This window comes from Selenomonas sp. FC4001 (assembly GCF_000701565.1).
Lineage (GTDB): Bacteria > Bacillota > Negativicutes > Selenomonadales > Selenomonadaceae > Selenomonas_A > Selenomonas_A ruminantium_B.
Window position 1 is genome coordinate 1 of record NZ_JNJF01000015.1, and the last position, 25,417, is coordinate 25,417.

The 25,417-nt window shown below is 49.4% G+C and carries 24 protein-coding genes; 22 read left to right on the plus strand and 2 right to left on the minus strand.

All coding sequences use genetic code 11. The annotated features are described in order from the left end of the window. Positions 1-273 (plus strand): transposase (locus T320_RS07550; RefSeq protein WP_037354528.1); only part of this gene is annotated, 273 nt, incomplete at its 5' end. A gap of 136 nt (positions 274-409) precedes the next feature. Here the strand turns inward: T320_RS07550 and T320_RS07555 are convergent. Continuing rightward, the gene (locus T320_RS07555) at positions 410-661 is read right to left on the minus strand and encodes a hypothetical protein (protein WP_037354529.1); all 252 of its coding nucleotides are present in this window, start codon (positions 659-661) and stop codon (positions 410-412) included. Between the two features lie 247 nt (positions 662-908). Here T320_RS07555 and T320_RS07560 point away from each other — a divergent pair, with 247 nt between their 5' ends. The 15 genes from T320_RS07560 (at position 909) to tsf (ending at position 18,153) form a co-directional block, all read left to right on the plus strand. Further along, entirely contained in the window at positions 909-1,571 is a 663-nt protein-coding gene (locus tag T320_RS07560) for a hypothetical protein (protein ID WP_037354531.1), read from the plus strand. A gap of 53 nt (positions 1,572-1,624) precedes the next feature. After that, the gene (locus T320_RS07565) at positions 1,625-1,954 is read left to right on the plus strand and encodes an STAS domain-containing protein (protein WP_051598517.1); all 330 of its coding nucleotides are present in this window, start codon (positions 1,625-1,627) and stop codon (positions 1,952-1,954) included. Between the two features lie 230 nt (positions 1,955-2,184). Next, positions 2,185-4,344: a SpoIIE family protein phosphatase gene (locus tag T320_RS13985; RefSeq protein ID WP_081824793.1), complete on the plus strand. Its 2,160-nt coding sequence runs from the start codon at positions 2,185-2,187 to the stop codon at positions 4,342-4,344. A gap of 114 nt (positions 4,345-4,458) precedes the next feature. Continuing rightward, positions 4,459-4,785, plus strand: coding sequence for a hypothetical protein (locus T320_RS07575; protein WP_037354533.1), 327 nt, complete (start codon positions 4,459-4,461; stop codon positions 4,783-4,785). A gap of 118 nt (positions 4,786-4,903) precedes the next feature. Beyond that, positions 4,904-5,749: a flagellin lysine-N-methylase gene (gene fliB, locus T320_RS07580; RefSeq protein WP_051608661.1), complete on the plus strand. Its 846-nt coding sequence runs from the start codon at positions 4,904-4,906 to the stop codon at positions 5,747-5,749. A gap of 88 nt (positions 5,750-5,837) precedes the next feature. Continuing rightward, a complete protein-coding gene (prmA, locus tag T320_RS07585; RefSeq protein WP_037354538.1) occupies positions 5,838-6,788 on the plus strand; it encodes a 50S ribosomal protein L11 methyltransferase in 951 nt (316 codons plus the stop codon). Beyond that, complete coding sequence (locus T320_RS07590) at positions 6,785-7,519, plus strand: 16S rRNA (uracil(1498)-N(3))-methyltransferase (RefSeq protein ID WP_037354540.1); 735 nt, start codon at positions 6,785-6,787, stop codon at positions 7,517-7,519. Before prmA ends, T320_RS07590 begins: the two co-directional genes overlap by 4 nt. Before the next feature lie 16 nt (positions 7,520-7,535). Then, complete coding sequence (gene mtaB / locus T320_RS07595) at positions 7,536-8,834, plus strand: tRNA (N(6)-L-threonylcarbamoyladenosine(37)-C(2))-methylthiotransferase MtaB (RefSeq protein WP_037354542.1); 1,299 nt, start codon at positions 7,536-7,538, stop codon at positions 8,832-8,834. Positions 8,835-9,160: 326 nt separating this feature from the next. Next, complete coding sequence (gene rfbD, locus T320_RS07600) at positions 9,161-10,024, plus strand: dTDP-4-dehydrorhamnose reductase (RefSeq protein WP_037354544.1); 864 nt, start codon at positions 9,161-9,163, stop codon at positions 10,022-10,024. A 420-nt stretch (positions 10,025-10,444) separates the two neighbouring features. Then, on the plus strand, positions 10,445-13,564 hold the full coding sequence (gene ileS, locus T320_RS07605; protein WP_037354546.1) for an isoleucine--tRNA ligase: 3,120 nt from the start codon (positions 10,445-10,447) through the stop codon (positions 13,562-13,564). 4 nt (positions 13,565-13,568) lie between these two features. Further along, positions 13,569-13,934, plus strand: a complete 366-nt coding sequence (locus T320_RS07610; RefSeq protein ID WP_051608662.1) for a metal-sensing transcriptional repressor — start codon at positions 13,569-13,571, stop codon at positions 13,932-13,934. Between the two features lie 39 nt (positions 13,935-13,973). Then, positions 13,974-14,342, plus strand: coding sequence for an Hpt domain-containing protein (locus tag T320_RS07615; protein WP_051608663.1), 369 nt, complete (start codon positions 13,974-13,976; stop codon positions 14,340-14,342). Positions 14,343-14,512: 170 nt separating this feature from the next. After that, positions 14,513-16,183, plus strand: coding sequence for a 2-isopropylmalate synthase (locus T320_RS07620; RefSeq protein ID WP_037354548.1), 1,671 nt, complete (start codon positions 14,513-14,515; stop codon positions 16,181-16,183). Positions 16,184-16,477: 294 nt separating this feature from the next. Then, entirely contained in the window at positions 16,478-17,194 is a 717-nt protein-coding gene (rpsB, locus tag T320_RS07625; protein WP_037354550.1) for a 30S ribosomal protein S2, read from the plus strand. Between the two features lie 92 nt (positions 17,195-17,286). Next, the gene (tsf, locus tag T320_RS07630; protein ID WP_026760183.1) at positions 17,287-18,153 is read left to right on the plus strand and encodes a translation elongation factor Ts; all 867 of its coding nucleotides are present in this window, start codon (positions 17,287-17,289) and stop codon (positions 18,151-18,153) included. Positions 18,154-18,325: 172 nt separating this feature from the next. Here tsf and T320_RS07635 read toward each other — a convergent pair whose 3' ends face one another. After that, positions 18,326-19,735 (minus strand): acetyl-CoA carboxylase biotin carboxylase subunit, encoded by a 1,410-nt coding sequence (locus T320_RS07635; protein ID WP_037354554.1) that lies wholly within the window; start codon positions 19,733-19,735, stop codon positions 18,326-18,328. Positions 19,736-19,995: 260 nt separating this feature from the next. Between T320_RS07635 and uvrC the strand changes: the two genes are divergently transcribed. From uvrC to tadA, 6 genes are all read left to right on the plus strand, one after another. Beyond that, complete coding sequence (gene uvrC / locus T320_RS07640) at positions 19,996-21,822, plus strand: excinuclease ABC subunit UvrC (protein ID WP_037354556.1); 1,827 nt, start codon at positions 19,996-19,998, stop codon at positions 21,820-21,822. Between the two features lie 30 nt (positions 21,823-21,852). After that, complete coding sequence (locus T320_RS07645) at positions 21,853-22,716, plus strand: PHP domain-containing protein (RefSeq protein WP_037354558.1); 864 nt, start codon at positions 21,853-21,855, stop codon at positions 22,714-22,716. Positions 22,717-22,934: 218 nt separating this feature from the next. After that, a complete protein-coding gene (locus T320_RS07650; protein ID WP_026760187.1) occupies positions 22,935-23,093 on the plus strand; it encodes a rubredoxin in 159 nt (52 codons plus the stop codon). A gap of 270 nt (positions 23,094-23,363) precedes the next feature. Further along, the gene (locus T320_RS07655) at positions 23,364-24,332 is read left to right on the plus strand and encodes a malate dehydrogenase (RefSeq protein ID WP_026760188.1); all 969 of its coding nucleotides are present in this window, start codon (positions 23,364-23,366) and stop codon (positions 24,330-24,332) included. A 117-nt stretch (positions 24,333-24,449) separates the two neighbouring features. Then, positions 24,450-24,737 carry an FhaA domain-containing protein gene (locus T320_RS07660; RefSeq protein WP_026760189.1) on the plus strand — a complete coding sequence of 96 codons (288 nt, stop codon included), beginning with the start codon at positions 24,450-24,452 and terminating at the stop codon, positions 24,735-24,737. A 73-nt stretch (positions 24,738-24,810) separates the two neighbouring features. Further along, positions 24,811-25,317: a tRNA adenosine(34) deaminase TadA gene (tadA, locus tag T320_RS07665; protein ID WP_037354560.1), complete on the plus strand. Its 507-nt coding sequence runs from the start codon at positions 24,811-24,813 to the stop codon at positions 25,315-25,317. The last annotated feature ends 100 nt before the right edge of the window (positions 25,318-25,417 follow it).

Sequence of the window (25,417 nt, forward strand, 5' to 3'; positions counted from 1 at the left end):
TGGTTTGACAACTGGGATGTAATAACGCCGATATTCAAGTTCTCAACAGACGTCCGTACAGCCTTTTACACGACCAACGCCATTGAGAGCCTGAATTCCTCATATCGCCGTCTGAACAGCCAGCGAAGTGTTTTCCCCAGCCAGCAGGCATTGCTGAAGGCATTGTATCTGGCAACGTTTGAGGCTACCAAGAAATGGACTATGCCAATTCGGAACTGGGGTAAGGTAAGGGGCGAGTTGACCATTATGTACCCTGACAGATTACAACCGTAAAATACATAAATGCTAAAGTCATAGAAGACCTATTTACAGACTTTTATTCACACCCTCGCCTGCGCTCTGCTATGGTCTAAGAAAAAGAGGTTTGCTAACTTATGTCGGCAAACCTCTTTGTTTTTTATGATATTTTTCACAGGCCACGATCTGCTATGCTGTTGTTTTGATGTGATATCGACGGTGCTGGTTTGCTGCTATCATCTTTGTCATCTCCGCCATAATTTGTTTTATCATAAACTTTCGCGAATTCTTTTGTGTCTAGCCCAAGTATATTTTCCGATACCTCGTCGACCACATCTTCAACGAAATTGGTGATATCTTTAATAATATTACCGCCGGAAGCTTTTTCCAGTTCCATTTCGTTTAATTCGACCTTCTTTGACATGCTCATTCCCCCCCTTATCTCATGTGCCTAGTTATTTTTGACCTTATCACCTTTGTCTATATATACGTTTATTACACCATCATATTACAATTTCAAGGGTCAAAATTCTTTGTATATGCGCATCCATCATGTACCAGATAGAGAATGACCTGAATTGTGTTATAAACATTTAAGTTGTACGCGCATTTGTACGATAAATACTATATGATAAGAAATTATGATAAGAAATTTGCGAGGGGGGCTGAAGATGGTAAAGGAAATGTCTAAGCATGTTGTTCAATCTTGGCGGTGGTTGCTTGTTCTGTGTTTGCTCATGGCTTATCCGCTGGCGGCCAGTGCAGAGAAGATTAACTGGGTGGATGAACACTATGATTTTACGCGGGTGAAGAAGGCCATTGTTTATGATGTGGTCGTAGTTGACAAGTCAGAAATTGACAACGATTTGATTGAGGCGGTCATGCTGGAGGAATACCTTAAAACAGCAGCCCGCCCGCCGTATAAGATGATTAGAGCCGACAAGACTGTGGCAATTTCGCCCGGCAGTCCGCTGGAGGGCGCGGATATCTACATCATGGCGGAGATGCTGAAATGGCATAATGATTCCTATGTCATTGATGCCTATACTTCTTGGGAAACGCGTACTTCCACCCGTAAAGTAAAATGGTCGGATGGAACCTGGCATGAGGAAAGATATGATTACACGGTGCCAGTCTATCATCCAGCTCGCACCGTACCGACCTCCACGGTTCGCGTTCGCTTTGATGTGTATGATGCCAAGACAGGCAAGAAGGTCATGAGCCGGGACGAACTGCGTAAGCGTGACAGTTCAGACCATGGCCAGCAGGGAATCTTTGGGCGCATCAGCAAAAAGTTCTTTGATGATTTAGGCGATAAAATTAAAAATGAATAATTTTTGTAGGAATGTGACAGATTTTCATCCGTTGCTGATTAAAGGAGTAGATTATGGAGAATATGAATTGGGATGTCAGAGAGGAAGGCAGTTGGGTCATCTTATCTATCAGCGGGCGTTTGGATAGAATGAACGCCGATGAAACAGGCAGGCAAGGGGAAAAGCTGCTGGCAGAGAATAGTAAACTGGCGCTTGACCTTACAGGGCTGGAATACATTTCAAGTGCTGGCTTGCGTGCAATGTTCCGATTGATTAAACAAGCCAAAGCGGTCAAGAAATCCTTTGCGCTGTGTGGTGTGAGGGGATTTGTACAGGATATGCTGAAAGATTCTAATATGGATATATTAGTTGACATTTATGCTACAACTGAGCAGTTGCCATAAAACAAGTAAAGATTAATACAGTAGCAGGCACTGTGAAATGTGTGATTAATTTATAGTCCACATTTTCACAGTGCCTTTTGCTATCTTGGTCAGACGAGATACTTCACGACAATCGGATGTATACACTGACAGGGAAAAGTCAATTAAAGGATTTGTCAGCCATAGTGGAGAATTATCCCTAAATAAGGAAAGCGTGCTGAGCAATTGTTTTAACTAAAAGAGGAGTTATCATGAAGATACAAATTCGTATATTACTCCTGATGTTATTGGGGATAGGTCTAAGTTTCCTTATATATACGGGGATAACACTGCTTACGCATGATGCCATTCAGGAGTCTACGGCGCAGCTGGTCAATGATTTTTCCAAAACAACAGCAACTGAACTATGGCAGAGTTCGGAGAATCAGGGAAAAGACACTTTGCTGCGATTGGCTGCGTCACAGGCTCATCAAGCTGATGACTTGATCGTTGATGTCGTCAATGATGTTAAGGTTTTATCCAAAAGCATGACGAGGATATCTAAGCATCCGGAGTATTACAATGAGAGAACTATCGCTGACCCGCTGAAAGATAAAATTATGAGCGGACAGGCTTATATCCTTTATAGCAACGAAGAAATTGCTCAGGACAAGGCATTGCGGCATGAAATTGGGATTGCCTCGACGATACAGGATGAAATGGTGAACATTGCGTTAACCTATAAACCGCACCGGGTGTCGGTTTATGCGGCGTCGGAGCATGGCTATTTTCTCACGGTCGATATCATGCCTGACGATGGTCCGAGTGATGAGATGGATGGAACGCATATCTTTGAGGCACGGGAGCGTACTTGGTATCTGGCGGCCAAGAAGGCAGATAAGCTGGTGTTTAGCGATGTGTATACGGACTATGTGACAGGAAAACCATGTATTACCTGTGGCGCACCCTACTATGATGACAATGGCTTTGCCGGAGTTTTGGGATTTGGCATGTATTTGGATGTTTGGCATGATGTGCTGATGGATCCAACCGTCAATCCCTATCCATGTTTTGTATTGACCGACAAGGGGGAGGTGGTCGTTTCCTCACATGAAACTGGTGACCTCACTGTATCCACGGGCAATGATATTCGCAAAGCCCTGTCCGGCACTATGGCCAAAGCTGCCACGGAGATGGTCGATAAAAAAAGTGGTGTACGTTATGTCGAAGTAAATGGCATTCCCTATTACCTCGCATTTGCCCCAATGAAAACCATTGGTTGGAGCTTAGGCATACTTACACCGATTGATGTGGTGCATAATCAGGCTGATGGTATACGAGAAATGTTCCTGAATATGCTGAAGGATTTTCAAACCAACGTGGATGCGTCCTATCATCACTTCAATCTGATACTGGCAGCTGCTTTGCTGGTGGTATTGGTGCTCTTGCTAATCCTTAGCCATGTACTAGCAAAGAAGTTTGTACGGCCCATTCATAAACTGACAACTGGTGTACAGGAAATAGCAAAGGGTAATTTGGAAAAGAAGATTGATGTTCATACTGGCGATGAAATTGAGCTGTTGGCGAACTCCTTTAATACCATGACGCATGAACTGCAGGAGTATATTGCCAATCTTACCAAAATCACAGCTGATAAGGAGCGCATTGCTACGGAGCTGAATGTAGCATCGCAAATCCAGTTCAGCATGCTGCCCAACGATTTCACTTTGGGAAGTGGCCGTTTCGATATGTTCGCATCCATGGTGCCAGCCAAAACCGTGGGTGGTGATTTTTATGATTTTTATATGCTGGATGAAAATCATTTGGCTTTTGTAATTGCTGATGTGTCCGGCAAGGGCATTCCAGCGGCACTATTTATGGCTGCCGCGAAGAACTGCTTGAAACTCTGCTTGCTATCCATGGAAAATCCTGATGAACTGGAAAAAGCCGTGATAAAGGCTAATGAACGCCTGTGCGAAAATAACGACCAAACATTTTTTGTCACGGTATTCCTCGGTGTCCTTGACTTAAGTTCTGGCCTGTTACGTTTCGTGAATGCTGGCCATAATCCGCCGTTGTTACGCCAGCAGCAGGATGGCAATGTTTTCAAGCCATTGCGCATGAAACGGAATTTTGCTTTTGCTGTGATGGAAGATTGGCAATATGCTAGTGATGAAGTGCAACTTACCAAAGGGGATGTCATTTTCCTTTATACGGATGGCGTAACCGAGGCGGAAAATAAAGAACGCAGGATGTATTCGATGGATAAGCTGGCGGATTTCCTAAATAGTGAAGCAGCAGGTAAGGCTCGTTCTATGCAGGAGCTTTTGGGCTGTGTCTGGGCGGATTTGGGGAAATTTGTTGGAGATGCGGAACAGTCCGATGATATCACCATGTTGGCAATCACTTATGGAGATGCCAAAAAAAATTAAATTTTTTCCATGACTCACCACACAATTTTTGAGTTCATGGATATAAAGACTAGAAAGAAGAAAAACCTGCACGGATGGCAGGGAAACGGTTAAAAAAGAAGGGAGTAATCACAAATGACAACGTTAGCTGAATTAAAGAAAATGAGCAAGATGGACGACGCACAGCTTGATAATGTGGCAGGTGGTTCATTCCAAGAGGCTCTGGAAGATGGATTCGAGCTTATGAAACGTGGTCTTATCAAGGACGGGCAAGAGGTTGAAGCGGTAATGAAATCTCTGGGGTACACCGGATACAAAGCCAATGCTATCAGCGGTTATGACCCACAGGGCAATCCCATTCCAGATTTAGACACCCCGACTATTTACGTCAACAAGCAGGGGCAGAAAATCAGCCGTGAAGAATTCTGGAAGAACTTCGACAAAGAAAATAATCTTAAGTAAAAGATAATAAGTAAAAGAAGCCCAGGCGTACGATTCGTCCGCCTGGGCTAAAAATGTTGCGGAGAAATGTGCTATAATATAGCGTATCTTTATCTGTGTATATATGAGGAGTGTTGGTTTGCTTTCAACAACAATATATCCTGACTTTTATGAGGATTTCTGCTGCAAGGCCGATAAATGTCGGCATACTTGCTGTGCTGGCTGGGAAATCGATATTGATGCGGCAACGTCGGCAAAATATCAGCAGATTGAGGGAGCGCTCGGTGAGAAAATCCGGCAAAATATCGTTGAGAATGATGGCGTCTGGCAGTTTCGGCTGGGGGGGGATGAGCGCTGTCCGTTCCTTTGTACGGATGGCTTATGTGAACTCATCCGCAGGGCTGGCGAGTCCATCCTTTGTGATATTTGCACGAATCATCCGCGATTCTTTGTGATGGTGGGCGATTATGAGCTGGCTGGTGTGGGGCTTAGCTGTGAAAAAAGCTGTGAATTATTACTGGCAGATACTGCGCCACTGAGTTTTCGGACAGAAAACGGCGAGAAACTGTCGCTGCATGAATTATTGCAATGCCTGGCACTGCCGGCAAGTGATGAGGATTTATGTTATCAGGCAGGTATGACGGCCGAGGATGCAGATTTTGTGCTGGCCTGCATGCAAAAGACCGAGCCAATTGATGCGGCATGGACGGCACAGATGGAGCAGTTGCGCGCTGCACCGTTTGTGGCTGGTGGTGAAGTTCCGCAGGTTTTTGACCGTATCTATCAATATATTCTGTATCGTGCGCTGGAGCATGTACCGCAGTACGGCTGGGGGACGGTGCTTTCCTATGCACAGATGAACGCCGATTTTATCTATTTGACATGTCAATTGACCGGTCAACTTGACGAGTCAATACGCCGTTGGTCTGAGCAGATTGAGTACAGCACGGAAAATGTCAAAATCCTTTTGGCGTCGCTGGCTTGATGGCTATAGAGTTTGCCCAAATGATTGACGGCGGTGGAGTAAGCTTATATAATTAGATAATTGCTGAAAATATAAAGGAGCGATGTACATGCAGTGGGCGGAAGTCAGTATTCAGACTACCCATGAGGCCACGGATGTGGTGGCAGAAATTTATCATGACCTGGGCGCATCCGGTGTGGTTATTGAAGACCCGGAGCTTTTGAACAACTATATAGATGCGGGGCAGTGGGATTTTTCCGGCATTGAGCGGGCGGAAGACACCAGTATCGTGACGGTAAAGGCTTATCTGCCTGTGGACGAGGATTTGGATGACAAGCTGCGCACCTTTGAACTGCGGATTAAGGACTTCAAATCCATGACGGATGATGATATGGAAAAGGGCCCCTGCACGATTTCCTGGAATACCGTCCGTGATGAAGATTGGGCGGATAATTGGAAGGCTTATTTCCATCCGGAAAAGGTGGGCGGCATGCTGGTCATTAAGCCGACCTGGGAAGATTACGAAGCCAGCCCTGACGATATCGTGATTGAGCTTGACCCCGGTTCGGCTTTTGGTACCGGCACTCATCCGACTACGGCAATGTGCCTGCGGGAATTGGAAACGCTTGTCAAGGGCGGCATGCGGATTTTTGATGTGGGTACGGGTTCCGGCGTGCTCTCGATTGCCGCCGCTAAACTTGGCGCCACGGATGTTACCGCTATGGACTACGATAAGGTAGCCGTGGATGTAGCGGCGGAAAATATCCGTCAGAACGGCGTGGAAGATGTGGTCAAAACTGGCGTCAGCGATATCTTGAAATCCTTTGACGGCAAGGCGGACTTAATCGTGGCCAACATTATCGCCGATATCATCATCATGCTCTTTGACGAACTCGATGAACATTTGGCCGAAGGCGGCCGCCTGCTGGCGTCGGGCATTATCTCCGAGCGCCTGGCCGATGTGACGGAAGCCTGCCTGGCACATGGCTTTGTCGTGGACAAGGTGACGGAAGAAAAAGGCTGGGTGGCCATGACCATCAGCCGGGGAGAAAATAAATGAGACGGCTGTTTTATAAAGGGCTGCTTGCCGACACCATCGAGATAACTGGCAGTGATGCCCATCACCTCATGCACGTGATGCGGGCCAAAGCCGGGCAGGAAGTCACGGTAGTGGATGATGAAGGCAGTGTAGCCCGCATGGAAATGACGGCCTTTCGGGAAGATGCAGTGACGCTGGTCTTGAAAGAGCGCCTCGCGGCCAATACCGAATCTCCTTTGGAACTGGTGCTCGCGCAGTGTCTCTTAAAGGCTGACAAGATGGACTATGTGGTGCAGAAGGCGGTAGAGTTGGGGGTAACGGAAATCGTCCCCGTCAAGAGCCATAACTGCGTGGTGCGCTATGATGCGAAAAAAGCAGCGGCCCGTCAGCAGCGCTGGCAGAAGATTGCCGAAGAAGCCGCTAAGCAGTGTGGCCGCACGGCATTGACCGAGGTTTCCGCCATTGTTGACATGTCAACTTTGCTCCAGAATTTTAGCGGCGAAGATACGGAAATTGTCTTTTGTTACGAAAATGAAGAGGATTACACGGTAAAATCATGCTTGCAGGGAGCTAAAGGCAAGCGGCTGGTACTGCTTATCGGTCCCGAAGGCGGCTTTACGCTTGATGAGGCGCAAGCGGTGCAGGAAGCAGGCGGTAAGGCGGTGACTTTAGGCCCCAGAATCCTGCGGGCGGAAACTGCAGCTATTGCCGCAGTAACAATAGCGCAGTATGAAAATGGAGACTTAGGTTAAGAAAGGAAGAAGTATATTGCCAAAGGTGGCACTTACGACCTTGGGCTGCAAGGTCAATCAGTTTGAAACGGAAACCATGGAAGGTCTGTTCAAGAAAAGCGGCTACGATATCGTACCCTTCGAGGAAAAGGCAGACTTTTATGTGATAAATACCTGCTCGGTGACGAGTCTGGGTGATAGAAAGTCCCGGCAGATTATCCGCCGTGCACAGCGTACCAACGATAAGGCGATTATCGCCGTATGCGGCTGTTATTCGCAGGTTCACCCCGAAGAAATCAAGGCCATTGAAGGCGTGCGCGTGGTCCTGGGCACGAAGGAACGCAGTAAGATTGTGGAATACGTGGAACAGGCGGCCCGCGAAGATGGCATATTGGACGAAGTGGGCAATATCATGGAGGCTCGTGAATTCGAGGATATCCCCATCTACGATATGCCTCAGCGTACCCGCGCTTTCCTCAAGATTGAGGACGGCTGTCAGAATTTCTGCTCCTACTGCATCATTCCCTATGCCCGTGGCCCCGTGAAGTCGCGGCATTTGGATAAGATTCATAGCGAAGCCAAGAAACTCGTGGATGCCGGCTTTAAGGAAATCGTGCTGACCGGCATTCATTTGGGCGCTTATGGCAAGGATTTGGGCGGCGAAGTCACGCTGGCTGATGCCTGCCGCGAAGTGCTCAAGGTGGAGGGCTTAAAGCGCCTGCGTCTGGGTTCTTTGGAGTCCATTGAACTGTCACCGGATTTATTTGCCCTTATTCGCGAGGACGAGCGTTTCTGTGCCCATCTGCATTTGCCCTTGCAGGCAGGTTCCGATGAAGTGCTCAAGGATATGAACCGCCATTACGACACGGCAGAGTTTGGCCGCCTGATTGAGCAGGTGAAGCGGGAAGTGCCGGGGGTGGCGGTGTCCACAGATATTATCGTGGGCTTCCCAGGGGAAACGGAAGAACAGTTTGCCCGCGGGCTGGAATTTGTGGAGAAGATGAACTTCTCCCGCATGCATGTGTTCCCGTATTCTAAGCGCAGCGGCACGCCGGCGGCAGAGCGCAAGGACCAGATTCAGGAGACGGTGAAGAAGGAACGCGCGCACCGCATGCAGGAACTGGCAGCCCGCAAGACCGAGGAGTTCCATAAGAGCTTTTTGGGCAAGACCATGCGGGTGCTGTTTGAAACCAATACCGATGGTGTTACCGATGGGCTCACGGATAATTATATCCGCGTTTATACGGATGATGAAGTGACTTGCGGAGAGATTTATACCGTTGAGCTCTTGAAGTTGTATAAGGACGGTGTTTGGGGTAAGTTGACACCGCAGTGATAAGGCGCGCGGTGACCGGTAATGATTGCATTACAAATATGTGCTAAAACGCCCGGTGGCTGACAATACTTTTCCTCTGCTTATGCAGGCTTGCCTAACGCGACGGAAAAGCATTATCAGCCACCGGGCTTATTGCGTGTGTCACAATGATATGTTAAGGCGCCCGTGGGAACTGGTAATATTTTCCTTCGCCATAGACAGGTTTGTCAAAAGCTGCGGAAAACATCACCAACTTATATATTTTTGCAGGAGTTTGCTCGTTTGTGTAGAATTATGACTAACATTGAGAAAATTATTATTTGATATAAATGGAGAGGATGTTCTTAATGAAGGTTTTGGTCACAGGGGGGACTGGTCAGTTAGGGCATGATTGTGTCAATGAGTTCAAGTGCCGTGGCGTTGAGGTGCAGGGCGTGTCGAGCAAGGATTTTTCTCTGACCGATGGTGCGGCTGTGGAAAAATATATCAAGGAATATGCGCCGGATGTGGTGCTGCATGGTGCGGCTTATACGGCGGTGGATAAGGCTGAGGATGAACAGGAAAAGTGTATGGCGGTCAATGCAGAAGGGTCGCGCCATATTGCCAAGGCCTGTGCTGAAATCGGTGCCAAGATGATTTATATTAGCACGGATTATGTCTTTCCCGGGGAGGGGGAAGAACCTTATGAACCTGCTGATGATAAGGGTCCGCAGAATGTTTACGGCAAGTCGAAGTTGCTCGGCGAACAGGCTGTGCAGGAACTCTTGCAGAAATATTTTATCGTCCGCATTTCGTGGGTGTTCGGTATTAACGGCAAGAACTTTATCCGCACGATGCTGAACCTTGCTAAGACCCACAAGGAACTCACCGTGGTCGGCGACCAGATTGGTTCGCCCACATACACGCGGGATTTGGCGGTGCTGTTGGCTGACATGGCAGCCACGGAAAAATACGGCGTCTATCATGCGACCAATGAAGGTTTCTGCTCCTGGGCTGAATTTGCCGCGGAAGTTTTTCGTCAGGCGGGCAGGGAAGTTACGGTTACGCCGGTGGATTCTTCGGCTTATCCGACCAAGGCCGTGCGGCCGAAAAATTCCCGCATGAGCAAGGCGGCGCTGGTCGAAGCTGGCTTTAAGCCATTGCCGCGCTGGCAGGATGCCGTGGGCAGATACCTTATCGAATTGCAGAGTGAAGCTGCCAATTTGGCATAATTTGCAAATTGCCGTTGTATTTGTGTGGAATTTATGATAAACTATGACCTGTTAATGTGTAAATGCGTTGATGAAGACAGTAACCTCTGAAAGAAATCTTTAGCGAGCCGGGGCAGGTGCAAGCCGGTAGAGAGTATTAGGGGGCGAAAATCACTTCGGAGCAGCGGGCTGAAATTCCTTTTGGGAGGCAGTAAGCTTCGCCGGTATTCCCCGTTACGGAATAGCGTATGATGGTACGTGAAAAATAGGTGGTTTATAAGTGTAGGTATACCTGCATCCTGTTTTTGGGGTGCAGGCTTTTTTACTAGGAAATCTTAGTGAGTCAAGTCCGCAGGACGCAGAATCAGTTAGATTTCATGTAAGGGCTGATGAAAAATCGGGAGATTTTTCATCTTGCTTGTTTTTGGAGGAGGAGTTCGTTTGTACAGCAAGGTTGACACCAATTTGAACTTCGTGGACAGAGAAAAGGAAGTTCTGGATTTCTGGAAGAAGAATAACATCGCGCAGAAGGCGATTGACCAGCGTGAAGGCTGCGATACCTTTACGTTCTATGATGGCCCACCGACGGCTAACGGTAAGCCGCATATCGGTCACGTGCTGACGCGTGTTATCAAGGATATGCTGCCGCGCTACCAGTCCATGAAGGGCAAGAAAGTTCTGCGCAAGGCTGGCTGGGATACGCACGGCCTGCCGGTAGAGCTCGAAGTCGAAAAACTTGTGGGCATCAACGGCAAGGAACAGATTGAAGAATACGGCATCGAGCCGTTCATCAAGAAGTGCCGTGAATCCGTTTGGAAGTACAAGGGCATGTGGGAAGAATTCTCCGATGTCGTTGGCTTCTGGGCTGATATGGAGCATCCCTACATCACCTACGAAAATGACTTCATTGAATCCGAATGGTGGGCACTCAAGGAAATCTGGAAGAAGGGCCTGCTCTACAAGGGCCATAAGGTCGTTCCCTACTGCCCGCGCTGCGGCACACCGCTGTCTTCCCACGAAGTAGCCCAGGGCTATAAGGACGTCAAAGAGCGTTCCGCCATGGTTAAGTTCAAGGTTAAAGACGAAGATGCTTACTTCCTCGCTTGGACGACGACGCCCTGGACGCTGCCCTCGAACCTCGGCCTCTGCGTAAATCCGGAAGTGGATTATGTAAAAATTAAGGTTGACGGCACGGTTTACTACATGGCCGAAGCTCTCGTGGATACGGTCTTTGAAGGTGTCGAAGGCGAGCGCGAAGTCCTCGAAAAGTACAAGGGCAAGGACCTCGAATACCGCGAATATGAACCGCTCTATGACTATGCTGTCGGCAAACTCAAGAAAAAGGCATTCTTCGTGGTCTGCGATGACTATGTTACGACTTCCGATGGTACGGGTATCGTTCATATCGCCCCGGCCTTCGGTGAGGACGATAACCGCGTCTGCCGCAAGTACGATATGCCGTTCGTGCAGTTCGTCAACAACAAGGGCGAAATGACGGAAGAAACCGACTGGGCTGGCGTATTTGTAAAAGATGCTGACCCGCTGATTATCGACGACCTCAAAAAGAGCGGCAAGCTCTTCAAGGCACCGAAGTTTGAGCACAGCTATCCGCACTGCTGGCGCTGCGACACGCCGCTCATCTACTATGCGCGTGAAACCTGGTTCATCAAGATGACGGATGTCAAAGACAAGCTGATTGCCAACAACAACAAGGTCAACTGGATTCCGAAATCCATCGGCGAAGGCCGTTTCGGTGACTGGCTCGAACATGTACAGGATTGGGGCCTGTCCCGTAACCGTTACTGGGGTACGCCGCTGCCGGTTTGGGAATGCGAATGCGGTCATCAGCACACGATTGGCTCCATTGCTGAACTCAAGGAAATGAGCGACAACTGCCCGGATGATATCGAACTGCACCGTCCGTACATCGATGCCGTGACCATCAAATGCCCGGAATGCGGTAAGGAAATGCACCGTGTACCGGAAGTTATCGACTGCTGGTTCGACTCCGGTTCCATGCCGTTTGCCCAGTGGCACTATCCGTTTGAGAACAAGGACATCTTCGAGAAGCGCTTCCCGGCAGATTTCATCTCCGAAGCCGTTGACCAGACCCGCGGCTGGTTCTACTCGCTGATTGCCATCTCCACGCTGCTCTTTGATGAAGCACCGTACAAGAACGTCATCGTGCTCGGCCATGTACAGGATAAGGACGGCCGCAAGATGAGTAAGTCTAAGGGCAACGCTGTTGACCCCATGCAGGCACTCGGCCAGCATGGCGCTGACGCTATCCGCTGGTACTTCTACGAAAACAGTGCGCCGTGGCTGCCGAACCGCTTCCATGATGATGCAGTGCAGGAAGGTCAGCGCAAGTTCATGGGCACGCTCTGGAATACCTATGCGTTCTTCGTGCTCTATGCTAACATCGACAACTTCGATGCCACGAAGTACACGCTCGACTACGACAAGCTGCCGGTCATGGATAAATGGGTGCTGAGCCGCTTAAATACCATGGTCAAGGAAGTGGACAGCGACCTTGCAAATTACAAGGTTACCGAAGCTGCAAAGGCTTTGCAGGCCTTCACGGACGAACTGTCCAACTGGTATGTGCGCCGCAGCCGTGCCCGTTTCTGGGCCAAGGGCATGGAGCAGGATAAGATTAACGCTTACATGACCCTCTGGACGGCACTCGTAACCACGGCCAAAGCTGCCGCTCCCATGGTTCCGTTCATCACCGAATCCATCTACCGCAACCTCGTTTGCAGCATTGATAAGACGGCTCCGGAATCGGTTCATCTGGCCGATTATCCGACGGTCAACGAGGCCTGGATTGATGAAGAACTCGAAAAGAACATGGAACTCGTGCTCGAAATCGTTGTTCTTGGTCGTGCGTCCCGCAACGAAACCAACATCAAGAACCGCCAGCCGGTGGCCCATATGTATGTGAATGCAGAACGCGAACTCTCCGACTTCTTCAAGGAAATCGTGGCTGACGAACTCAACGTCAAGGAAGTTGTGTTCAAGGACGATATGGAAGAATATCTGACTTATAGCTTCAAGCCGAACTTCCGCGTGCTCGGCCCGAAGGTTGGCAAGCAGATTGGTGCCGTCAAGGCCGCTCTGGAAAAACTCAACGGGCATAAGGCCAAGGCTGAACTCGATGCCACGGGCAAACTCGTCGTGGCTCTGCCGGATGGCGAAGTGACGCTCACGACCGAAGATGTGGAAGTTTCCATGGCGCAGACCGAAGGCTTCAACTGCCAGCGTTATAACGGCGTAACCATTGCGCTCGACACCACGCTGACGGAAGAACTTTTAGAAGAAGGTTTCGTTCGCGAAATCATCAGCAAGGTACAGACCATGCGTAAGGAAAATGGCTTTGAAGTCACCGACCATATCAAAGTCAGCCTGTCCGGCAATGAAAAACTGCAGGCCATTGTGGCGAAGAATGAGGACTATCTCAAAGAAATTACCCTCGCTGACGAAGTAAATTATGGAAAACTTTCCGGCAACGAGAAGGAATGGAACATCAACGGCGAGAATATTATAATTGCGGTAGAATAATGTTATGGAACATAGCAAACAGGATCACCACGAACATGAACATACCCATGTGCTGGCAGACGGCACAGTCGTAACACATTCCCATGGGCCGGGCCATGGTCACACCCATAGCCATGCCCATACCAAAGCAGTGCTGAACCGCATGTCCCGGCTTATCGGCCACCTGGAGTCCATCAAGACCATGGTGGAGGACGGCCGTGACTGCAGCGAGGTACTGATTCAGCTGTCGGCGGTCAAAAGCGCCATTAACGGAGTCAGCAAGATTATCCTCAAGGACCATATGGAACACTGCATTGTGGATGCCGTGCGGGATAACGACCAGGAGGCTCTGGAACAGTTGAATAAGGCGATTGATCAGTTTATCAAGTAAGGATGAAGCCATAGGTGTTGTAGAAGGGAAGCGAGCTGTATGGAGCAGTTGGACATCAAGCAGGTATTCGGTGATGCAGGTGTTGATTACAACAAAGGATTGGAACGCTTTATGGGAAACGTGGCCTTGTACCACAAATTTTTGCTGAAATTCTTAGGGGATGGCTCCTTTGCCCACTTCCAGGAAAGTTTTGCTGCAGGCAATTTGGAAACAGCGGGCAAGCATGTCCATACCTTAAAAGGGACGGCAGGAAATCTCAGCCTTATGCGGCTTTTTGCTGCGGCTGATGAAATGGTGCAGGCTGTTCGGGCTGGTAAGAACTGTGATGAACTAGAGCCTTTGGCTGTGCAGGTGGAAAAAGTTTATGAGGAAACCTGCAATGCCATTCGCTCAGCTTTGAGCGAATGAGTAAAACGGTTTACAAAGTTACACAAAAACCTTGCCAAATTAGACTCTTTGTGTTATTGTAGTATACGACACAAGGAAACGCGTAAATATTGTAAGCCGTTAAAGTAAATCCCTTCGTCTCCTTGTTTAAGGAGATGAAGGGATTTTTTTTGATATGGAGGGGAAAGCCGATGAAGAATTATCAGAAATACAGCAAAGGATATTTCATGCCGCCGGAGATTGACCTGGAATGGGCAAAGAAGGATGCTCCTGACAAGGCGCCGGTATGGTGCAGTGTGGATATGCGGGATGGCAATCAGGCCCTGATTATCCCCATGAACCTGGATGAAAAGCTGGAGTTCTACAAGATGCTGCTGAAAGTCGGCTTTAAGGAAATTGAGGTGGGCTTCCCGGCTGCTTCGGAAACGGAGTATGAATTCCTGCGCCGTCTGGTGGAAGATGACCTTATCCCGGATGATGTGACCATTCAGGTATTGACCCAGGCCCGCGAGCATATCATCCGCAAGACCTTCGAGGCGTTGAAAGGGGTCAAGAACGCCATCGTTCATGTCTATAATTCCACTTCGGTGGCGCAGCGTGAGCAGGTGTTCCGCAAGTCGAAGGAAGAAATCAAGCAGATTGCGGTGGAAGGAGCAAAGCTCCTCAAAGAGCTCACGGAAGAAGCCGGAGAAAACTATCGTTTTGAGTATTCGCCTGAATCCTTCACGGGCACGGAACCGGAATACGCTTTGGAAGTCTGCAATGCAGTGCTCGATGTATGGCAGCCTACGGCAGACCGTAAGGCCATCATCAATCTGCCGGTAACGGTGGAAATGTCCATGCCCCATGTCTATGCCATGCAGATTGCCTATATGAATAAGCATTTGAAATACCGCGACAATGTGGTGCTGTCCCTCCATCCCCACAATGACCGCGGCTGTGGCGTAGCCGATACGGAAATGGGGCTTTTGGCCGGCGCTGACCGGGTGGAAGGTACCCTGTTCGGCAATGGTGAGCGCACGGGCAATGTGGATATCGTTACCGTGGGTATGAATATGTTTGCCTTGGGCGTGGACCCGGGACTGGACTTTTCTAATATGTCCGAACTCGTGGATACCTACGAGCGCCTGACCCGCATGCAGGTCAGCTACCGCCAGCCCTATGCAGGCAAGCTGGTCTTTGCCGCCTTCTCCGGCTCCCATCAGGATGCCATTGCCAAGGGCATGAAGTGGAAGGCTGAGAAGAATCCCGACAAGTGGACGCTGCCCTATCTGTACATCGACCCGCAGGATGTGGGGCGCGAATACGATGGCGATGTCATCCGCATCAACAGCCAGTCCGGCAAGGGCGGCGTGGGCTTTATCATGGAGCAGAAGTACGGCATCGATATGCCCAAGAAGATGCGGGAGGATTTCGGTTACTGCGTAAAATCCGTTTCCGACCACAAGCACAAGGAACTTATGCCGGATGAAATCTATCAGATTTTCCAGCATGAATACGTCAATGTAGCAGAACCCTATGAACTGGTTGATTTCTTATTAAAGAAGGAACCGGACGGCACCCGTTCCGGCACCGTGGACATCAAGATAAACGGCCAGCCGGAAACCTTTGTCGCTAAGGGCAACGGCCGTCTGGATGCCGTGTCCAATGCCCTGCAGAAGAATCTGGGCATAGCGTACAAAGACCTTACCTATAGTGAGCACGCTCTCGAAATCGGCCAGCATTCCCGGGCCATTGCTTATATTGGCATCAAGAATGAAGCAGGTACCATCCATTGGGGGGCCGGCATGGATACGGATATTATCACCGCTTCCATTCAGGCGCTTTTCAGTGCTATTAATCGTATGCAGGCTGGCAAGTAAATACTATATGGTTTACATCTAGCTGCTAAGACGCCCGGTGACTGATAATACTTTCCCTCTGCTTATGCAGGCTTGCCTAACGCGACGGGAAAGCATTATCAGTCACCGGGCTTTGTGCGTAATTATAAAGAGAAATATTTTTTGCGGGGTATTGCGCCCCGCTTCTTCTTATGATATAATTTTTCGCGGTGTAAGAAAAAAGCATGGGTTACCGATATCTGCCCTGTGCCTCTTGGTATGGAGGTGGTGCAGAGGATGAGGAGCCCAGAAGAAAAAAACAGGAGGTGCACCAACATGGCAGTTATTTCCATGAAACAGTTACTTGAAGCAGGTGTTCATTTCGGACACCAGACCCGCCGTTGGAACCCGAAGATGGCTAAATACATCTTTACGGAGCGTAACGGTATCTACATCATCGACCTGCAGAAGACCGTTAAGAAGGTTGATGAAGCATACGCATTCCTGCGTGACGTTGCCGCTGAAGGCAAGAGCATCCTCTTCGTTGGTACGAAGAAGCAGGCTCAGGAAGCTATCAAAGAAGAAGCTCTCCGTGCTAACATGTTCTATGTCAACGAACGTTGGCTGGGCGGCATGATGACCAACTTCCAGACCATTCAGAAGCGTGTTAGCCGTCTGAAGGAACTCGAAGCTATGGAAGCTGATGGCACTTTCGAAGTTCTGACGAAGAAAGAAGTTCAGGGCCTCCGTCATGAAATGGAAAAGCTCGAAAAGTATCTCGGCGGTATCAAAGAAATGAACAAGCTCCCCGGTGCTCTGTTCGTAGTAGACCCGCGCAAAGAGCGCATCGCTGTTGCTGAAGCTCGTAAGCTCAACATTCCTATCGTTGCTATCGTTGACACGAACTGCGATCCGGATGAAGTTGACTACGTAATCCCGGGTAATGATGACGCTATCCGCGCTGTGAAACTGCTGACTGGCCGCATGGCTGATGCCATCATGGAAGGCCGTCAGGGTGAAGGCGGCGACGCTGAAGAAGCTGCCGCTGAGTAATTGATTACTCGCTCAAGGTAAAACTTATGGGGTAAGGGACTATTATCCCTTACCCTTTTATATTATTTGCGAATTTAGGGAGGAAATAATAAATGGCAATTACGGCTGCAATGGTTAAAGAACTGCGCGAAAAGACGGGCGCAGGCATGATGGACTGCAAGAAGGCTCTGACGGCTACCGATGGTGACGCTGCCAAGGCTGTTGACTGGCTCCGTGAAAAGGGCATTGCCAAAGCTGAAAAGAAGGCTGGCCGCGTAGCTGCTGAAGGTGCTGTAGGCGCTTTCGTTGCTGCTGATGGCAAGACGGGCTGCGTTGTTGAAATCAACTGCGAAACCGACTTTGCTGCTGGCAACGACCAGTTCAAAGAACTCCTGGCTAAGGTTGCTGAGCACATCGTTGCTACGAAGCCGGCTGACATGGACGCTCTGAACGACAGCGAAATCGAAGGCAAGAAGGTTTCCACGCTGATTACCGAAGCTACGGCTACCATCGGCGAAAAGATTTCCCTGCGTCGTTTCGCTTGCTACGAAACCGAAGGCCGTCTCGCCAGCTACATCCACATGGGCGGTAAAATCGGCGTTCTCGTTAACATGACGGGCGGCGACGAACAGCTCGGCAAGGACATCGCTATGCAGATCGCTGCAGCTGCTCCGATGGCTGTTGACCGTGATGGCGTTGATGCTTCCGCTCTCGAACACGAGAAGGAAGTTCTCCGCAAGCAGGCTGAAGAAGAAGGCAAACCGGCTAACATCATCGAACGCATGGTTGAAGGCCGTATCAACAAGTTCTACAAGGAAGTTTGCCTCAACGAACAGATCTTCGTTAAGGATTCCGAAAAGACCATCAAAGACGTTCTGGGCGACGTTAAGGTTACCGAATTCACCCGCTTCCAGCTGGGCGAAGGTATCGAAAAGAAGCAGGATGACTTCGCTGCCGAAGTTGCTGCTCAGCTCAAATAATTTAATTTAAGCATTACAACAGGCATCGCCGTGAAATTCTCCGGCGATGCCTGTTTTTCTTTTTTTATCGCACATAGCATAAGAAAGACCGTTATCGTGTTTTCCGTAACGTTTGAAGCGTAGCTTCTAAGTGAAGGAAAATACGATAACGGTCTTTCAGGTATTGATGATATTAAGCGAAGTACATGCTTTCGCTGATGGTGTTGGCGAGTTCTTCCTCGTTCATATCCTTGGTATCTTTCGGGGCAGCTTCATAGGCATCCATGCGTTTCTTGATGAACTGGGTGTCGATGTTGCCCGTGCGGAAGTAGGTATCCTTGAGAATTTTTTTGTGCAGGGAAACGGTGGTCTTGACGCCGTCAATGCGGAATTCCTTAAGGGCGCGTTCCATGATTTTGATGGCGTCACCACGGGTGCGGCCATGAACGATAATCTTGGCAATCATGGAATCGTAGTACGGCTCAATGGAAAGACCTGCCGTTACACCGGAGTCGAAACGGACACGCGGGCCGCTGGGTTCATGCAGGAACGTAATCTGTCCCGGGCAGGGCATGAAGTTGTTTTCCGGGTCTTCGGCGTTGATGCGGCATTCGATAGCGTGGCCAGTGAAATTCACATCTTCCTGGGTGATTTCCAGTGCTTCACCAGCGGCAATGCGAATCTGCGTGCGCACGAGGTCGATACCCGTGACGGCTTCGGTGATGCCATGCTCAACCTGAATGCGCGGGTTGATTTCCATGAAGTAGAATTCGTTGTTGGACAGGTCAAGCAGGAACTCAACCGTACCGATATTGGAGTAGTGAACGCTCTTAGCAGCCTTTACCGCCAGTCTGCCTACGCGGTTGCGCATATCCTGCGTGAGCGCGATGGACGGCGATTCTTCCAGGAGTTTCTGATTACGGCGCTGCAGGGAGCATTCACGTTCGCCCAGATGGAGAACTTCACCGTAGTTATCGGCCACAATCTGCACTTCGATATGGCGGGAGCGCTCGATATAATGCTCAAAGTAATATTTGGTCTTGGTAATGTCCACCAAGAGGTTCAGGATGTTCTTGAGGTCATTTTCGTCATGTGCTACGCACATGCCCTTGCCGCCGCCACCGGATACCGGCTTCAGGATAACGGGATAGCCGACTTCAGCGGCAACCTTGATGGCTTCCTCGTTGCTCGTCAGCGGGTCGCTGCCTTTTGCCATCGGAATGCCGGAGGGAGCGATAGAAGCGCGGGCGATGTCCTTGTCACCGACGAGGCGGATGGTTTCCGGCATGGGGCCAATCCAAGTGATGCCGGCTTCCGTTACCTGTTCGGCAAAGTCTGCATCTTCGGAGAGAAAACCATAACCGGGATGAATGGCATCGGCATGGGTTTCACGGGCAGCTTTGAGGATGGCCGGTTTATTGAGATAGCTTTCCAGAGCGTCTTCCGGGCCGACATTGACAGCCATATCGGCAAGTCTCACATGCAGGGCATTGGCATCGGCGTCAGAATAAACAGCCACGGTTTCAATGTCCAGTTCCTGGCAGGCACGGATAATGCGCACGGCGATTTCGCCACGGTTAGCAATTAAAATGCGTTTGAACATAGGATTACCTCCTAAAACTTTACAACTAGATTGGTATTATTGATGATTGTTGTATCATATTGTACAGCAACAGGTATTAAGACCTATTGCTAAACAACTATGGATTGAATTGTAGCACAATTTTATAGAAGGGTCAATAATAAAGTGAAGGTATCGAATCATTCCTGAAAAGAATAAAGAATCATGTATACAAGAAATTTTCATATTTTTGGTGTATAGTGTGATATTATAGAAAATAAGGATGGGCAGGAAGTGAGATTATGACGGAGATTGTTGAGGAGAAGCTAAAATTACTGCCGGATAAGCCCGGTGTATATATAATGAAGAATGCCGAGGGGCGTATTATCTATGTGGGCAAGGCCATTGTGTTGAAGAACCGGGTGCGGCAGTATTTTCAGTCCGGCAAGAACCACACGCCCAAAGTGCGGGCCATGGTTTCCCATATTGCGGATTTTGAAATCATCATGACCGCCTCGGAAGTGGAGGCCCTTATCTTAGAGTGCAATCTGATTAAGAAGCACCGGCCCCGTTATAATATCAGCCTCAAGGACGATAAAAGTTATCCCTATGTGAAGGTGACCTTGCAGGAGGATTTCCCGCGCGTGTTTATCACTCGCAGGATTCTGAAGGATGGAGCAAGGTACTTTGGCCCCTATACCAATGCCACGGCGGTACATGAGAGCCTTAAGCTTTTGCGGCGGCTTTTTCCTTTACGTACCTGTAAGCATTTGCAGGAACGGCCCTGTTTGGAGTATCATATTAAGCGGTGTCTGGCACCCTGCGCAGGCAAGGTCGAAAAGGGTGATTATGATGCCATGATTCGAGCGGTACTCTTGTTCTTGGAAGGCCGCACGGAAGATGTGGAGCGTGAATTGCAGCTGCGTATGGAGCAGGCGGCCGAGAACTTTCACTTTGAAATTGCGGCACGCCTGCGCGACCAGCTGCTCGCTGTGCGCAAGGTGGCCGAAAAGCAGAATATCGTCACCGGCTCTGGTGACCAGGATGCTATAGGGCTGGCCCGTTCCGAAATCGGCGTTGTCGTGCAGGTCTTTATGATTCGCGGCGGCAAGATGATTGGCCGGGAGCATTTCCTCTTGCAGGGCAGCGAGGATGAAAGCGACGGGCAGGTACTGGCGGCCTTCTTGCAGCAGTATTATCATCGGGCCACGTTTATTCCGCGGGAAATTCTTTTGCCGCTTGAAATTCCGCAGACGGAGCAGGAGCTATTGGAAAAATGGCTGTCGGCGAAGAAACAGAAAGCCAAAGTCCAACTCATCCTGCCCCAGCGTGGTACAAAAAAGGATATTGTGGATATGGCTGCCTCCAATGCGGAGAAATACCTCCATGATGAAGCGGCACGCATCAAGCAGGCCAATGACCAAACTTTGGGCGCAGTGGAGGAGCTGGGCCGTTATCTGGGGCTTCCAAAACCGCCCGACCGCATGGAATGTTTCGATATCTCCCATAATCAGGGTAGTGAAACGGTGGCGTCCATGGTGGTCTTTGAAGGCGGTTTGCCTAAGAAAAGCGATTATCGACGGTTTAAGATTCAGAGCACCGAGGGCAAGCCGGACGATTTTCTCTCCATGAGGGAGGTCACAACCCGCCGTTATGTGGATTTGCCGGAGGAAGAACTGCCGGATTTGATTATTATCGACGGCGGCAAGGGACAGCTTTCCTCGGCGTTGGAAATCATCCGCAATGTGGCGGGGCACATGCACGTACCTGTTGTGGGGCTGGCCAAGCAGTTTGAGCTCGTGTTCACCGAAGGAAATCCTGAGCCGGTGGTTTTGCCGCGCCATAGTCAGGCGCTCTATCTGATTCAGCGGATTCGTGATGAGGCGCACCGCTTTGCCATCACCTATCATCGCAAACTGCGGGGCAAGCGCAATCTGGTATCGGTGCTCGACCATATTGTCGGCATTGGGCCGAAACGGCGGCAGGCTCTTTGGAGTCACTTTGGCAGTATCAATAAGATTAAGGCGGCCACGGTGGAGGAGCTGGCTATGGCTCCTGGTATGAATAAGCCTGCGGCGGAAGCCGTGTATAATTTCTTCGCGGCTCAGGCAGAGTTAAGAGGTAAGTAAATTTTTATAGATGTGGATAGTGAGGATATAATGAAGAAAATTGATTTGCACGTACATTCTCTGGTGTCGGATGGCAGCTTTACGCCGGGAGAATTGGCTGTTCATGCCAAGGCGCAGGGACTGGCAGCCTTTGCGCTGACGGACCATGATGTGATTGCAGGCTCGGATGAGGCGGCAGCTGCAGCTGAAAAGGCCGGCGTGGAATTCATCAATGGCATGGAACTGACGGCAGATTTTCAGGGGCTTAAGATTCATGTGGTATGCTTGGGATTTGATGCGCATAATCCTGCCTTTCAGGCCATGTATAAGAAAATCCGTGCCATTAAGGAAGGGCGCATTGAGGATATCATCGAGTTTGTGCGCCGCAAGGGATTGGACATCAGTCTGGAAAAGGTACAGGAATTCACTTATAAAGGGCTTTTGGACCGCTATGCGGTAATGCGCTATCTGGTGTCCCTGCATCTTTACGACAGGGCCCAGCCGCTTTGGGATAATTACCTTGACCCGGCAGTGGTGGAGATGGGGCTGAATTTCAATATTACGGCGGAAGAGGCTCTGCCCATTATTCACGAGGCGGGCGGTATAACTTCTTTGGCACATTTCCATAAAAATATCGGGTTGGGAAGTTTGGACAACCGCCAGCAACAGGAACAGGCCATTGTGGAACTGCATCGTTTGGGGCTTGATGGTATGGAACGGTTCTACCCTAATTACTCTGCCGAAGATGAGGAGTTTGCGGCGCAGATGATTCAGAAATATGATTTGCTGCCTACGGGCGGGACGGATTTCCATGGGACGAACCGGCCCGGGATAGAGATGGGGACGGGAATGAATGGTAATATGGCCGTGCCCTATGAGTTTTTTCAGGAAGTCAAAGCGCGGCTTACGAAATAATTTTCTTAATTGGCAGGATTTATACTGAACTGGATAGAAGTTCCTAACTAATGACAGAGTGGTTGTGTGTACTTTTCTTTGATGCAAAGAAAAGTACCAAAAGAAACCTCAGCCTGAAATCCCATCACGGGATTTACGGCTGACGGCGCTCGTCCTTGAGCGCCGGGCAACGATATACATTTATGTGTTCGTGGTGGTAGGTGTTAGGAGGGCTTGTGATGAAGACTTGGGTTTGTACGGTTTGTGGATGGATTTATGATGAGGCGCAGGGCGACAGTGAGTATGATTTGGCTCCGGGTGTGGCTTTTGCGGATTTGCCGGAGGATTTTGTCTGCCCTCTGTGCGGTGTCGGCAAGGATATGTTTGAAGAACAATAGGATAGCTTTTTAGGGGAATGACCGGTCAGTTTTGACTGGTCATTTTTCTTGTTAGCAGGTCATAAGACTATTAAACAAATTTATGATAAGATAAAAAATAATAAAAATATTTGCCGCTTTTTGTTGATTTTTTCGTCCGACTTTGTTATAATTATCACGTAATGAATCATAAGTGTGATTCATAATTCATGGCATTCCGAAAGCGGTTTCTATTATAGTTATTTAGTTGGTTTCGGGAGTCGCTTTCTAATTCTAAGGAGGCATTTGATTATGAAGGTAACAGTTGTTGGTGCAGGTAACGTAGGCGCTACCGTAGCAAATGTGCTGGCAGTAAAGAATTTCTGCAGCGAAGTTATGCTGGTGGACATTAAGAAAGGTTTTGCTGAAGGCAAGGCTATGGACATCATGCAGACGGCACATCTTCTGAACTTTGACACCACGGTAACGGGCGTTACGGCTGAAATCGGTGACGAAAACGGCTATGCACCGACGGAAGGTTCCGATGTTGTGGTTGTTACTTCCGGTATGCCGCGTAAACCGGGCATGACTCGTGAAGAACTCATCGGCGTAAATGCAAAAATCGTCAAAGGTGTTGTTGACCAGGCGCTGAAATATTCTCCGAACGCTATCTTCATCATCATCTCCAACCCGATGGATGCTATGACGTTCCTGACGCTCAAAGATTCCAAGCTGCCGCGCAACCGCGTTCTCGGTCAGGGCGGTATGCTCGACAGCAGCCGTTTCCGTTATTTCCTGTCCAAGGCTCTGCAGGAAGCTGGCTATCCGGCAACTCCGACCGACATCGATGGCACGGTTATCGGCGGCCACAGCGACAAGACCATGGTTCCTCTGACGAGCCTGGCTACTTATCGTGGCATTCCTGTTACCCAGCTCCTTACGAAAGAACAGCTGGATGACGCTGTTGCTCAGACCAAGGTTGGCGGCGCTACGCTGACTGGCCTCCTCGGCACCTCCGCTTGGTATGCTCCGGGCGCTGCTGCTGCTGCAATGGTTGAAGCAATTGCTCTCGATGCCAAGAAACTCATGCCCTGCTGCGTATACCTCGATGGCGAATACGGTGAAAAAGACCTCTGCATCGGCGTACCCGTTATCCTCGGCAAGAACGGCATGGAAAAAATCGTTGAGTACAAGCTGGAAGGCGACGAAAAAGCTAAGTTTGATGAAAGCGTAGCTGCAGCCCGCAACACCAACTCCAAACTCGGCGATGCGCTGAAATAAGAAATTCAAGGCTGCCCCTTCGGGGGCAGTTTTTATTTTGTAAAACTATTAAGTTTCAGCTGTAGAAAGACGATATATACTGTGTAAGGCAGTTTGCGGAAAAGGAGGTGCTGCCATATGTTAGACCGGATTGAGCGCGTGGCCCGGGTAAAGGGCGTGGAGTCGGCTATTGACCGTTCATTTGAACGGAAGGAAGGCTATAATGAGTCCAAGAAAAACAAACAATCCTTTGAAAAAGCTCTGACAAAAGAAATGGACAAAGAAGTTCGTCCCGCTAATGAGGCAGGCCTCGGAGTTCCCAATGCCTACCGGCTGGAGCTCTCCGCGCGTCCTACCCAGTCCCTGTTTTATCGTGAGATGGTGGATATCAGCGATATTGAAGGGAAGATTAATACAACGGTATAACCATAGTCAAATAAATCTCCCTGTGCTAGAATAAGTACAGGGAGATTCTTTATGCAGGAGGAAAGATTCATTCATGCAAGATGATGTTTATTATATGCGAGAGGCGCTCAAAGAGGCACAAATTGCCTACGATTTGGAGGAAGTTCCCATCGGTGCCGTGCTGGTGGAAAATGAGACGGGCGAAATCGTAACGCGTGGGCACAATATGCGCGAAATCTGGCATGATGCCACGGCGCATGCCGAACTGATTGCCATACAGAATGCCTGCAGGGATTTGGGCCGCTGGCGCTTGTCCGGGCTGACCCTTTATGTCACCATTGAACCCTGCCCGATGTGTGCCGGTGCCATCGTCATGAGCCGTGTAGATCGGGTGGTTTACGGCAGTACCGACAGCCGGGCGGGAGCCTGCGAGTCCGTGTTTAATATTCCCGGCAATGAGCAGTTGAACCATCGCCCTGAGATTACAGCAGGCGTCCTGCAGGAGGAATGCGCGGGGATCATGAAGCGTTTCTTCAAGGAACGGCGGGATAAGAAGAAAAAAGAAAAGGCCATGCTAAGCAATGTTGACAAGTCAAATTGACTTGTCAATTTTTGTTTATATGAAAATAATTTGCGTATTTTGCATCGAAATGGTATTATGTAATTAAAATATGAAATAAATTTTCGCGTAATGAGGTGTG